General features: G+C 51.3%; 12 protein-coding genes. 1 reads left to right on the top strand and 11 read right to left on the bottom strand.

The window, feature by feature from the left end; translation table 11 throughout:
- Positions 1-5 precede the first annotated feature (5 nt).
- Positions 6-1,103, top strand: a complete 1,098-nt coding sequence (locus AR333_RS06180) for a hypothetical protein (RefSeq protein WP_068775148.1) — start codon at positions 6-8, stop codon at positions 1,101-1,103.
- Positions 1,104-1,360: 257 nt separating this feature from the next.
- On the opposite strand, the gene AR333_RS06175 is transcribed toward AR333_RS06180, so the two are convergent.
- The 11 genes from AR333_RS06175 to AR333_RS06125 form a co-directional block, all read right to left on the bottom strand.
- A complete protein-coding gene (locus AR333_RS06175) occupies positions 1,361-2,692 on the bottom strand; it encodes a PhoH family protein (protein WP_068774408.1) in 1,332 nt (443 codons plus the stop codon).
- A gap of 125 nt (positions 2,693-2,817) precedes the next feature.
- Positions 2,818-3,090, bottom strand: coding sequence for a hypothetical protein (locus tag AR333_RS06170; RefSeq protein WP_068774407.1), 273 nt, complete (start codon positions 3,088-3,090; stop codon positions 2,818-2,820).
- A gap of 207 nt (positions 3,091-3,297) precedes the next feature.
- The gene (locus AR333_RS06165; RefSeq protein ID WP_068774406.1) at positions 3,298-3,576 is read right to left on the bottom strand and encodes a hypothetical protein; all 279 of its coding nucleotides are present in this window, start codon (positions 3,574-3,576) and stop codon (positions 3,298-3,300) included.
- 47 nt (positions 3,577-3,623) lie between these two features.
- Positions 3,624-3,917 (bottom strand): YlaH-like family protein, encoded by a 294-nt coding sequence (locus tag AR333_RS06160; protein ID WP_068774405.1) that lies wholly within the window; start codon positions 3,915-3,917, stop codon positions 3,624-3,626.
- A 107-nt stretch (positions 3,918-4,024) separates the two neighbouring features.
- Complete coding sequence (gene typA, locus AR333_RS06155) at positions 4,025-5,860, bottom strand: translational GTPase TypA (protein WP_068774404.1); 1,836 nt, start codon at positions 5,858-5,860, stop codon at positions 4,025-4,027.
- A gap of 373 nt (positions 5,861-6,233) precedes the next feature.
- Positions 6,234-7,097: a hypothetical protein gene (locus AR333_RS25155; RefSeq protein WP_068774403.1), complete on the bottom strand. Its 864-nt coding sequence runs from the start codon at positions 7,095-7,097 to the stop codon at positions 6,234-6,236.
- Positions 7,098-7,370: 273 nt separating this feature from the next.
- A complete protein-coding gene (locus AR333_RS06145) occupies positions 7,371-9,098 on the bottom strand; it encodes an alkaline phosphatase (protein ID WP_068774402.1) in 1,728 nt (575 codons plus the stop codon).
- A gap of 390 nt (positions 9,099-9,488) precedes the next feature.
- Positions 9,489-10,301 (bottom strand): (2Fe-2S)-binding protein, encoded by an 813-nt coding sequence (locus AR333_RS06140; protein ID WP_068774401.1) that lies wholly within the window; start codon positions 10,299-10,301, stop codon positions 9,489-9,491.
- A gap of 185 nt (positions 10,302-10,486) precedes the next feature.
- Positions 10,487-11,158: a TerC family protein gene (locus AR333_RS06135; protein WP_068774400.1), complete on the bottom strand. Its 672-nt coding sequence runs from the start codon at positions 11,156-11,158 to the stop codon at positions 10,487-10,489.
- A 102-nt stretch (positions 11,159-11,260) separates the two neighbouring features.
- Positions 11,261-12,466: a tRNA uracil 4-sulfurtransferase ThiI gene (gene thiI, locus AR333_RS06130; protein ID WP_068774399.1), complete on the bottom strand. Its 1,206-nt coding sequence runs from the start codon at positions 12,464-12,466 to the stop codon at positions 11,261-11,263.
- Positions 12,463-13,635 (bottom strand): cysteine desulfurase family protein, encoded by a 1,173-nt coding sequence (locus AR333_RS06125; RefSeq protein ID WP_068774398.1) that lies wholly within the window; start codon positions 13,633-13,635, stop codon positions 12,463-12,465. The genes thiI and AR333_RS06125 overlap by 4 nt, the downstream gene beginning before the upstream one ends.
- Between the last annotated feature and the right edge of the window lie 4 nt (positions 13,636-13,639).

Below are 13,639 nucleotides of genomic sequence, written 5' to 3'. Positions count from 1 at the left end.
TATTCATGCTTTATATCAGAATGTTACGCTCGCTCTGCAGCCTCCTTCTAATCGCCGGTATCTTCCTCCCAACCGTGCAGGCTGCAGATGAGAAGGACGCCGTCAGAAAAGAAACGGAAGCTCTCCTTCAGAAGGGTCTGACCGTCCATGAAATCGACCGCGAAATTGAGCGCCTTGCCGAAGAGGACAGCAAGCTCGTGGTCAAAATGACGGATACCGAGCAGAAGATCGCGGTGCAGGAGGTTCAAGTCAAGGAAGCCAAGAAACGGGCGGCACGCGTTATCCGCTCTTACTACAAAGGAGAACGCGAATCGCTGTGGAGCGTGCTGCTTAACGTGCGTTCCCTCGCGGATATGCTGAAGACTTATGAATATCTGGATCTGATTCTTGACCGCGACCGGCAGGCCTTAAAGACTCATCAAGAGGCCTATCGGGAGCTTGGCACAATGAAGAACAAGCTCGCCAATGAGCGGACCGATTTACAGAAGACTAAGGAAAATTACTTAAAACAAAGGGAACGGGTCGTAGCGCTTCAAGCAGAGCTCAACCGGGAGCTGGATGCCAGCGGCCGCAGCGAGCTGATTCTTGCTCTCATTCAGGAGTTAAACGGCCGATGGGAAGAAAAAGGACTCCCTCTCTTCCGTGAATATTTCCGGGGACTTGCAAGTGTCATGGAATATTTCCCTGAACTTCTTACACCTGGCGGTAAAAATAGTCATTTGACGCTTGAGAACGGCGGCGGTAAATTCCAGATGACCGATCATGAGTTAAACGCCTTCTTGCGGAGCAAAAACAGCATGTTCGATGATCTTACTTTCCAGTTCCGGCCCGATGGTGTTCTTGCTTTCGGTACGAAAGATGATATGGATGTGTCGATCAAGGGGACTTATGAGATGGAAAAGGAAGGCGACCAGCCGGTCGTCGCGTTCCGGGTCTCGGAGCTTGTGTTTAACGGTTTTAAACTCCCCGACACAACAAGCAAATCTCTGGAGCAAGAATTCGATTTGCGGATCTATCCGAAGAAGTTGTTTTCATTCGTATCGGTGGAACAGATTACTTTGCAGGAAGGTCTCCTGGCCATCCGGCTAAAACTTACCTGGTGAGCCCGAGGAGCGACAAAACGCTCTCTTGAAGGTGCAAGCTAACGACTCACAACATAGGCTAAAGCGGTCGCCCCCCCGGTATGATGAGCCTATGAAGCGGATGACCAGGGCTTATCATTGTGAGCTTGCCTTCATTATTTATTCATCTTTGGCAGGCATGCTGCCAGTCCGGATTACAGGAAAAGCGTCAGGCTGTTCTGCCTGACGCTTTTTCTTGCCTCTCCGGGTAGGTCTCCAAGTTTCCGCTTAGCCTCCCTCTACAACAGATCAGCAGCCAGCTGGGCCAAGTGAGACCGCTCGCCTTTTTCCAAAGTGACATGTCCGCTGATTTCAACATGCTTGAACCGCTCTACCGCGTACGTCAATCCATTGCTTGCGGCATCCAGATAGGGATGATCGATTTGACCCGGGTCCCCGAGCAATACAATTTTACTGCCTTCGCCCACACGGGAAACGATTGTTTTGACTTCATGCTTCGAGAGATTCTGTGCTTCATCAATGATGATAAACTGGCCGGGAATTGAGCGGCCGCGAATATACGTTAACGCTTCGACTTGAATACTGCCCATTCCGGCCAGAATTTTATCAATATCTCCGGTTTTTTTCGTATCGAACAGAAACTCCAGATTGTCGTAGATCGGCTGCATCCATGGCCTCAGCTTCTCATCCTTTTCCCCCGGTAAAAAACCGATGTCTTTGCCCATAGGCACGACAGGGCGCGCGATCGTCAGCTTCTTGTATTTGCGCTCATCCTCTACTTTCATCAGACCCGCTGCCAGCGTCAGCAAAGTTTTACCGGTCCCGGCTTTACCCGATAAAGTAACGAACGGAATATCATCATTCAGCAGAAGCTCTAGGGCCATCCTCTGCTGAGCGTTGCGGGCCGCAATCCCCCATACCGGATCGTTGGACAAGTACAGCGGCTCCAATTTCTTGCCGTCCGATGATGTCTTAAGCAAGGCGGATTTCGATGTGCCGAGTTCATCGCGCAGGATAACAAATTCATGAGGATTCAGCTTATAACCCAAATGCAGAGCCGGCACGCTCAAAAAACGGAAAGAATAGAATTCATCAATAACTGAAGGATGTACATGCAGGGTCGCACAGCCGCTGTACATTTCATGATCCGAGACGACACGGTCCGTTAAATAATCCTGCGCAGTCAACCCGAGCACATCCGCTTTAATTCTTACCAGCGTATCTTTACTCACCAGGATGACCGGACGAGTCTGCGGCTTGCTCTGCTCCTCTGTCAGGTAATTGAGAGCTACTGCGATAATCCGGTTATCGTTGGTCGCATCGGCGAACACTTCCTGCATTTTATTGAAGCTGCGGTGATTCAGCTCCACCTTCAGGGTGCCGCCGCTATCAAGCGTGATTCCGTCATGAAGGCGACCCCTTGTACGCATCTGATCGAGCAGCCGGGATACCATTCTGGCATTACGGCCAATTTCATCGGCATTGCGTTTTTTGGTGTCAATTTCCTCAAGAACGACTGCGGGAATTATGACTTCGTTATCTTCAAAAGAGAAAATAGCGTTCGGATCCTGCAGCAAAACATTCGTATCGAGCACGAAAATTTTTTTCATTCCCGAAATCCCCTCCCGATTCAAAGGTGTTTGGCAAGGAATCTGCACACCCCATCTTTCATCAGCAGAAACCGTGAAAATCCGACATGCTTCATAAGAGACAAAAAGCCCGGGCACCTGAGTGCCTAGGCTTTAAGTATCGCTTCAATCTTACCGTACAGCTGCGCAGCTGCACGCTCCATAAACATGCTCATAAATTCAGCATCCATAAAGGTAACATCCAAGCTGGAGTATTCGTTCTCTACAGAACGAATCATACCCGCATCCGTTCTATCCTCAAATGAAAGCATACCAATCAGAGATGCGCCGGATTCCGTATCGGCCATATGCGGGCGGGCGTTATAATCTACCTGGAGATTCATCTGTTGTTCCGAAAGAGCGGTCATGTTATCTGCCATTCTTCCCAGCGCCTCCTGCAACTTAAAATACATGCATATGAACCGGACGAGAGAATCCTTAACTGAATTCAGTATAACATGGTGCTAATCATCAAGCTATGTACAGCGGTGGAGTCACAGATTCACACTCCTTTAGCAGCGGATACTTCTATTGTATTCGCATCCACACAGAAGATATGTCACCCTTGTCTTCTTCCGCTCCAGAGCTCATTGTTCGTTATATTTGGGATTGGACCGGATATCGGCCAAAAGGCGTTCTACACGGTCCCGGTCGTAGGATTGTGATTTGTTGACTCCTTCATGAGTGTAATCCAGACGGATGATCTCCTCATCCACAACAACAAGGCCAAAACTTGTCACCTGGTGATCTTCCTGCAAAATTTCGGCAAAAAAATCAGCGGTTTCCGCTGCCGCATGATCATCCGGCCTCGCATCAGCTACCAGGCGGATTTGTGCCCAATTAAACAACGCATCCTGAAGTGTCACACGAATCCCCCCGCGCCCTTACCGGGCAATCGAATATTGGAACGTACTTATTTCGTACTGCTTGCCCCATTCTTTTTTCTTCGGCCTTCAATAAAATACCGGATCCGCAAGATCATCATCAGCAGAATGGCAAAGGCAAGGGAAGGGACGATCGGAATTTGCGGTCCCAATACTTGAAACAGCGTCAGCATCAAAGCGCTTACCGCAAGCAGAATATAGACGATCAGAGTCTTAAGAAGCGGCAGTCTCCGGGTACGGAACACTTTGTTATACACATAGGAAATCATAACGAAAATCAGTAAACAGGTAATCCAAAAATTCTGGGCGAACCATTCATTCATGAACGATCTCCTCCTTATATCCATTGTATCAGGTGTAAAAAAGAAGGGAAATACGGCAAAGGAACTTATATTCCCGCTGATTTCCCTTCGATGGTTCATTGCTTATTTTAGACGTTTGCCGTCTTACGCTGCTTCTCAGCCCGTTCGCGCTCATTTTTGTTCAGAATCTTCTTGCGAAGACGAATCGACTTAGGAGTGATTTCGCAATACTCGTCATCGTTCAAATATTCAAGTGCCTGCTCAAGAGAATAGATTCTTGGCACTTTCAATTTAACGGTGTCATCTTTACCCGCCGAACGGATGTTGTTCAACTGCTTTTCTTTACAGATGTTCACGACGATGTCGTTGTCACGTGTGTGTTCACCGACGATCATACCCTCGTATACTTCAGCACCCGGTGTTATGAACAGGGTACCGCGGTCTTCAATGGACATAATTCCGTATGTCGTGGAAACTCCGTTCTCCATCGATACCAGCACGCCTTCATGACGTCCGCCCACACCTGCACCTGCATAAGGACCATAGCTGTCAAATGCATGGTTCATGATACCGTAACCGCGTGTCAGTGTCAGGAAATTGGTGCGGTAACCGATGAGGCCGCGTGCAGGAATCAGGAATTCCAGACGAACGTTGCCGTTACCGTGGTTGACCATGTTCACCATCTCGGCTTTACGTGTTCCGAGACTTTCCATGACAGCACCCATGCTGTCTTCCGGCAGGTCGATAAGCAGACTTTCGATCGGCTCCATCTTCACTCCGTCGATATAGCGGATAATAACTTCAGGCTTCGATACTTGAAGCTCGAATCCTTCACGGCGCATATTCTCAATCAGGATACCCAAGTGGAGCTCGCCGCGTCCGGAAACGATAAAGGCATCCGGGCTGTCCGTTTCTTCTACACGAAGGCTGACATCCGTCTCCAGCTCGTTAAACAGACGCTCACGCAGTTTACGGGATGTTACCCACTTGCCTTCACGTCCCGCAAAAGGACTGTTATTGACGATAAACGTCATTTGCAGGGTCGGCTCATCGATTTTGAGAACCGGCAGAGCTTCCGGGTTGGCCGGGTCTGCAACTGTTTCGCCAATGTTGATATCTTTAATACCGGAAATCGCGATAATGTCACCCGCGCCCGCTTGTTCGATTTCAACGCGCTTCAAGCCTTGGAAACCGAACAGCTTCTCGATCCGGGCCTGCTTCATGCCGCCTTCACGAGTCATAACGGCAACCGTTTGTCCCTGTTTGATAATCCCGCGGTTAACACGGCCGATACCGATACGGCCCAGATATTCGTTAAAGTCCATCAGGGTTACGAGGAACTGAAGGGGCTCTTCCGTGCTTTCAGTCGGATGAGGAATATGGGAAATGATGGTTTCGTACAGGGCTAGCATGTTCTCGTTCTGAGTTTCTGCTTCCAGACTGGATGTGCCTTGCAGCGCAGATGCGTAAACAACCGGGAATTCGAGTTGATCATCATTTGCACCAAGCTCAATGAACAGATCCAGTACTTCATCAATCACTTCAAGCGGACGTGCGTTAGGGCGGTCGATTTTGTTAACAACTACGACCGGAGTCAGGTTCTGCTCCAATGCTTTACGAAGAACGAACTTCGTTTGCGGCATTGTGCCTTCGAATGCATCAACGACCAGCAGGACGCCGTCTACCATTTTCATGATACGCTCAACCTCACCGCCGAAATCGGCGTGTCCTGGCGTATCCACGATATTGATCAGATGGTCTTTGTAATTGATAGCCGTATTTTTAGCAAGAATCGTGATTCCGCGTTCCCGCTCAATGTCACCGGAGTCCATAGCCCGTTCTTGAACCGCTTCATTGTCGCGAAACGTGCCGGACTGTTGAAGAAGCTTATCAACTAGCGTTGTTTTACCGTGATCGACGTGCGCAATAATAGCGATGTTGCGAATTTTTTCTCTGGGAAACATAAAGTAAGTCCTCTCTCTTGTGCGCAGGTGCGCTTGTTAGTAATCGTTGACCGGTGTACCTCTTCTTACTTTGTATTACCGTTATGTTACGCGAAAGTGCAGGAGGCTAACCTCCGGCATCTTACGGGGACATGCTGAAGCGAGTATCAAATCCATGGTCGTGCTGCGCTGTACGGCTTAACTGAAAAGTGAATCCACCGGACAGCAAGCATCTTGGCTCAAAATAAAGCGTCGGACACATGCCGACGCTACAACGTTCCGATTATACGGGAAATGGCTCCAAAAAGCAAGTCATTTTAACAACTAATGGATGATGGTTGATTGTACACAACCTTATTCTTACTAAGCAGGCCCGGATTCCCCGGCATCTCTTTCACCACCTGCGTCTTTGCAAAAAGACTAACAGGACGCCCGCAGCCAGGAGGAGAGCAATAAATAAATAGACGCTCACATGAAAGAGCAGATTAAACACGATGATCAGGAGGGATAACGCCGCCAAAATTAGAGCAGCCGTCCTCAGTCCCGCATCGCGGCTTCTTTCAAACCACATAAGTTCATAGAGACCTGCCGCGATGCCAAGCAAGAAAACAGGCCATAGCAGCGTGAGCAGTCCCCAGCCGAATAGACTAAGGATAAAGAAGAATACGCCGTAGACCACCAGAATTCCGCCGAGTATAAGCGCACCCGCAGGCAGGGTCCGGTTAAACACGAACAGATGGAGCAGCACCCCTGGCAGAAGGACTAACAGCAGCGGCCACAGGAGGGACCAGAGTGTACCGACAAGTCCGCTTTGGGCGAACTGGGAAAAGACGAACAGGTATATTCCAGCATTATAAACAAAGCTAATCAGCAGTAGAAGGAGAGATAAAACACCAAGACCGACGGCTGCCGTACGCACTGAGTTATGACGGCTTCTCTGGAATCCCTGGAGCAGATACAGTCCGGCGGCAAAGCCGAAAATAAAACCGGGCCACAGAATTCTAAGAGAACCCCAGCCAAACAAGCCGCAAATAAAGAAGATGATGCCATACGTGACGAGCACTCCGCTTAGTACGATAGCCGCATCCGGCAAAGTCCGGTTAGAAACTAGCAGATAAAGCAGAACGCCGGGAACAACGAGAAGCAGCAGCGGCCACAGGAGCGACCAGATCATAGTAAAAAAGCCCAGCTTGCCAAGCAGCAGTACAAAAGCCGTCGCGATGAGGATGATCCCCATAGATAAAGGTTTGTTCGACATCCTTTGCCCCCCGAATACGGACGATACTTGACGCTTGTCTGCCCTTGGAGACTGCCTGACCGGATTCAGGCCATTGGTTTTTTCGGCAAGACATGGCGTGTATCGACACTTTTATTTCCAGTTTATCGCAAACCGCTCCGGCTGGCTAGAGGAGACTGCTCCTGATTATATGCCTGGATTACTCCCCTTCTCTATCCCCTCCATCAATAAACGGGCAGAAGCTGCTGCCAGCCCTGCCCGTCCGAATTCACTGCCCTCTGCCACCTAGTATTATTACAATTTAATCCGCTCCGAAAGTGCATCCCACTTAAGACTCTTGCCGGTCAGCTTACTGAAGGCCTCCAGCGGAAGATAGAGCACATCATGGTCTACTTGAGCCTCAAGCCCGCTCTCTCCGCCATTCCATTGAACGCTGCTTGTATCAATGGAGACCGAGATACTTCCTTTTGCCGATGTAAGGAGCACTTTTCTTGCCGCCCCCTCCCAGCTCACTTGGGCCCCAAGGGCTTCCGCCAAAGCTCTGGCCGGATACAGGGGCACCCCTTCACGGCTAATTTTAAATTTAGGATACAGATACTCCTTTTGCAGTTGTTCCGAAGCCTTGGCCAAATCAAGACCTGCCACAGATGCGACAGCACGGGCTATATCGGTATTGTCGACCTGTCCCTTCACCTTCTCCGCAATCGGCCCGTATGCCCATACCCCGACATCTACAGCCGAATGACCGTGCCCGGACCAGCCAATGAGGTATTTGCGGGCCATCACGGCATTAAAAGCGCCTTCCTGCTTATACGAGGAACCGTCGCCGGCTAGAATATAATCGGCCTCTGCATCGGTCAAATCCTCATAACCGGTATACTTGGCTACGATGGCTTTGACTTCGCTCTTGCTTGTGGCGTTCTTTAATTCCGCGCCGATCAGCTCCGAAGATTTCTGCTGCGCGTCCCAGGCATCCACATTTATTTCGTAAATGTTATCACGGGACAAAGATAACCCGCCGGTTTCATGGTCAGCGGTAATCACGACGGAGGTATTGCCATCTTTTTTGGCAAAATCCATCGCCACCTTAACGGCTGCGTCAAAATCGAGCATTTCTTGAACGAGGGAGCTTAGATCATTGGCGTGCCCGGCATGGTCGATGCGGCCGCCTTCTATCATCATTGTGAAACCTTTCGGGTTCTGGGAAAGGATATCAATGGCTTTCTGGCTCATTTCAGCCAGGTTCGGCACCTTAGCGTCCCGGTCCAGCACATAATCCACATGGGAATTACCGAACAGCCCCAGTGCTTTGCCTGTCTGGGAACCGAGGGAAGCAAGCCCCTGCTTGTCATACACGACTTTGTAGCCCTTCGCTTCGAAATCGGGGATGATCGTCTTGTCTGTACGCTTGCCTTTCTCCTCTTTACTGAAGAAGAACTGCTTGCCGCCTCCGAAGAGCACATCCACGTCCCCGTCCGTTAAAAATTGGGATGCAATGGCATTTTCGTTGTCCCGGTTGCGCACATGAGCAGCGTAAACAGCCGGAGTCGCATGAGTAATCCGTGCGGTCGTGACGAGTCCCGTTGATTTGCCTGCGAGTTCTGACGCTTCAATAACCGATCCGAAAGGTTTCGATACGTCTTCATTGGATACGCTGATTCCGGCATTATAGGTCTTGTGGCCCGTCGCAAAAGCTGTACCCGCAGACGCGGAGTCCGTGACCTCACCCGACACTATGGTACCGCCGTCTTCACCGCGGTCCGCGTAAGTGGTAGCTTGCCCCACATAATACGAGTCCAGCTCGAGACTATTCTTGCCCAGTTTGTACTTGGAGAATGTACGCGCCGCTGAAACCTGTGCCGGTCCCATACCATCTCCGATCAGCACGATAACATTCTTGGATGCGGCTGCCGGCTGCTGCTCGGCAGTCTTACCCGCTCCCGCCACTCCGCTGACCAGACTGAATGGAAGAAGTGCGATTGCCGTACCGGCAACCAGCGTACGCTGTAATCTTTTATTCAAAAGAATCCCCTCCGCGTTTAAGTTCCCAACGCTTCTCATCTTACGCTTTAACTATTTGCAGGATTTTAACGAGCGGACCTTTTTCTGTTAAATTACGGAACAACTATTAAGCGATGGTAAAAACGGGGCGGGGATACCACTGCATAATGATACGAAAGGAGATTTGCTCATGCGCTCGACAATAAAGTCATACAGCCCTAAGTTAATTAGAGCTAACTGGAGACCATACGAATAAGCCCCGCCTAACGGACTGTGGGGAAGCTCTTAACCAGCCGGCAACAAAATAAGCCGTTCGCATTGTTCATCATGCGGACGGCATCTTGCAACTGCTGAGCGTATAGAAGTGAATAAAGGACATCAGGGCCGCTTAGGGCTGTCGCTTTACAGAAGTTAACCTTTTCCTGTAAGCTCCTTCGCCCGCTCGGCTCTTTTTTCCTCCGAAATAATCGGGCAAGTGTAACAGTAGGTTCCGGTCAGCTGATAGTAGAGACAGCATCTCGGTTTCATACGGACCTGGCTGCCTTCTTCGTATAGATCAGGCAGAAATTTAAAATCAACATACAGCGGATGTTCTCCGTTCCTGCCGGGCCCGCCGAACCAGTCAGGATCGGTGGCCTGCAGCACATATTCCCGGTCTTCCAGCAAACGCTGTCTCAGCTCTTCTGTCTGCGCCGCATCCAGCCAGGCTTCATAGCTTCGACTTAGAGTGTTGGCTACAAAAGACCACTGAGTATGCCGGTCGATGCGGCTGAGCTCTCCGATCCGCGAATAAAGCGGGACGATACAATCTGTAAAAAGTTTGCGGACAGCTTCCTCTCTCCACACGGAACGGCCGGCAGTATCCTTATCCATGGGCTCGGGCTGCGCCCCAAGTTCAAACAAAAGCGTCACGCCCTCGTAATGAATACGGATATCATCCGGCCTGCAAATAAGCGTATAGTTATAATGAGACATGGCATGTAGATATGCAGCGGCTAGCAGGCTTAACGCACTTGACAGAGTAGCACCCACCGCACGAATACGCTTGGTGTCGTAATGGGCTGTGTAATGATTCATGACTTCCTGCAGCCCTTGATCCAGCAGCCTGGCTTCAGCGGTACAATGTTTAAGTCTGTGCTGCTTTCCAAAAATAATTCTGAAAGACTTCTCATAATAATCCGGATTCTCCAATAAACTGAAGAACTGCGTATCTGCTTCACTCAACCTGAATCACCGCCTGTAAACATTTAGACTTATAAGGGCAAGCGACAATTGTATAAGTAAGAAGCTTAGGTTGGAATTTGTCGCATTGTTCATCAATAATGATAATCATTATCACCAATTCTTGGATAGTTTATCACAGAACTGAGCAAATAGAAAGACCGGACCTGCCAAGGTCCGGTCTTCGTCTAGTAAGCTGTGTTACTCTTTTGTGTGAAAAGCCACTTACGCAATAGTCCCGCAATCACAACGAATCCAGCAGCTATGAATGGCACCGGCCAGTGCGGCAAGCTGCCGAGTACCCATCCGCTCGTCCGAGAATCGCTCAGGAACATCTCCCCCGCCGTGTAACCCAGAATTGCCGCACCTATATAAATAAGAATAGGAAATTTGGCAAGCAGCTCTACAACTACGGCACTCCCCCAAATAATGATCGGAATACTCAGTCCGATGCCTAGTATGAGGACCGTCAAATTGTTGCCCGCAGCTGCGGCAATCGCCAGAACGTTATCGAGACTCATGACGAAATCCGCGACTACGATCGTCCAGACCGCCTTGGAGAGGCTGGACGCCTGCGGAATCGATGAATGACTCTCATTGTCGATAAGCAGCTTGAGTGCGATCCACAGCAGCAACAGGGAACCTGCGGCCTGGATAAACGGAACTTGGAGGACGCTGACGGCGACAATCGTAAGAAGAAGTCTTAATGCGATTGCGCCGAAAGCTCCCCACCAGACAGCCTGCCTGCGCTGGGCGCCAGGCAGATTCTTGCTGGCCATGGCTATCACGACAGCATTGTCTCCGCTTAGCACAATATTGATCAGCATGATCTGCAGGAACATTCCGATCTGCTCCAACATAATGCCTCTCCCCCTCCGGCCCTATACTACGCCGGCTCCTCCAAGCAGCAGCCCGCCGCTTATGCAGATGTACTTTGATCAACAGCGCTATGAGTCCATTAATTAGAAGTAGGAATCCGGGGCCGGTTCCTCGTCCGCACGAACCACGATGGTTTCGGCTTGTTCAACCGCCCTGTTTATCCACTCTTCCAACTGAGGAAACTTCCGCTCTATGGCTTCCACGACCCGCAGATTCGGGTTGGTGCTTGGAGAAGGCGGCAGAAATAACGTACAGCAATCTTCATAGGGCAGAATCGAAATGTTGTAGGTGTCAATTTGCTCAGCCATTTGGATGATATCGTGCTTATCGGTCGTAATCAGAGGCTGGAGGACCGGCAGAGATACCGCTCTGCCGATCGCGTTCAGGCTGGGCAGCGTCTGGCTGGCTACCTGGCCGAGGCTCTCCCCGGTGACAAGAGCAAGAGCCTTCTCACGCTCGGCGATCCTCTCCGCTATCCGGTACATCGCACGGCGCAGTAAAGTGACGAGTAAATTATCCTTATACTCCGCATAAATAGAAGTCTGCACCTCGGTGAACGACACCAGGTGAAGCTTCATGCTGCCTCCGCTGTAGGCAGACAGCTTGCGGGCAAGATCGATGACTTTCTCTTTGGCCCGCTCGCTCGTATAAGGATAGCTGTGAAAATGAACAGCCTCCAGCTCCAAGCCTCTGCGCATAGCCTGCCAGCCGGCTACCGGACTGTCGATCCCGCCCGAGAGGAGAAGCACCCCTTTCCCGTTCGTACCCAGCGGGTAGCCTCCCGCACCTTCGAACGATTGGACGAAGAGCAGCGCTCTTCCTTCGCGCAGCTCCACGCGCAGCGTCGTCTCCGGTTTGCGGACGTCCACGCTAAGCTGCGGACATGCCCGGAGAACCGCTCCGCCCACCAGGCGGTTCATCTCGAACGTGTCGTGCGGGAAACTTTTGTCCACGCGCCTGACCTCGACTTTGAACGTCTGCGGACGCGTGACGATGCTCCGCATCAATTCAGCGGCAAGCTCCTGTATCGCTGCCGCATCCGAGGGAGCCGTATACACCGGGCTGTAGGAATCAATTCCGAACACTTTGCCGACCGCGCGGCTCACTTCTTCGAGGGGCTCATCCCCCAGGTCGATGTAGACACGCCCGTATTCGGTTACAAGCTTCACCTGCGGGAAGGGCATGAGAAGGTCTCTCAGCTGGCGGATGACTTTCTTCTCAAACCGCGAGCGGTTTCTGCCCTTCAGCATCATTTCACCGAAGCGTACAAGCAGCAGATCCGGTTTCATCGTTTGCGTCCCCCTTTGTCCGTAAGGGTAACCGGCACGAGCTCGTCAATCACTTGCCGCAGCTCTCCGACAAACCGGTGCGCATCCGATTCGCTGTGCTCCTCGGTCCAGCTTACCCGCAGACCGCTGGAAGCACGCTGCTTGTCGTATCCCATCGCGAGCAGCACCTTACTCGCTTCGGGAACGCCTGACGAGCAGGCCGACTTCGTAGATATATATATGCCGCGCTGTTCCAAAGCATGTACGACAACTTCTGAATTCATGCCCGGATAGCAAAAATGAAGCAGGTGGGGCGCCATTTGCGCCGGATCGCCTGCGCCTGTCAGCATAAGTTCCGGCATGGAGCGGATTCCATCCGCAACGATATCGCGGAAAGCGCGCTTGCGCTGAATATCCGCCTGCAGGTTCTCGGTAGCCAGGCGCAGCGCCTTGGCCATCCCGACAATAAGCGGAACATTCTCCGTACCTGACCTCATCCCATGCTCCTGGCCCCCGCCTGCAAGCAGAGGCTGCAGTTCGATTCCTTCCCGTTTATACAAAAAGCCTGCGCCTTTGGGTCCTTTGAACTTGTGCGCCGAAGCACTCATAAGGTCGATCCCCATTTCAGCGGGATGAAGCGGAAGCTTCCCGACCCCCTGGACCGCATCGACATGGAACAATACAGTCCGCCTGCCGCGCAGCCAGCGGCCGATTTCGGCAATCGGCTGGATTCGTCCCATCTCGTTATTCACATGCATGACACTGACCAGGATGGTTTCGTCCGTTACGGCTGCCTGCAGCTGCTCCAGAGTGACCGCGCCTGTGTCGTCGACCGGCAGAATGGTTACCGTAAAACCTTCCGCTTCCAGCTGTTCAAAAGCAGCCGTTACCGATGCATGTTCAACAGCGGTGGTTATAAGATGGCTGCCGCGGTTCCGGTACCGGTAGGCGGCTCCTTTAATGGCAAGATTACTGCTCTCGGTTCCACCCGAAGTGAAGATCAGCTCGGAAGGCTTCGCATGCAGCACACTGCCGATCACTTCCCGGGCGCGGCTTACCAGCTTCTGCGCATCCATACCGATCCGGTGGATTGAAGAAGGATTTCCGTAATGCTGACGCATCACATCCGCTACGGTTGTAACAACTTCTTCGTAAGGTGGTGTCGTGGCGGCATTATCCAAATAAAGCATATAT

Origin of the sequence: Paenibacillus sp. FJAT-26967, assembly GCF_001541095.1 — a bacterium.
In the GTDB taxonomy this organism is placed as follows: Bacteria; Bacillota; Bacilli; order Paenibacillales; family NBRC-103111; genus Paenibacillus_F.
The sequence above is the reverse complement of the archived record's forward strand: the minus strand, read 5'-3'. Positions and strand labels throughout refer to the sequence as shown.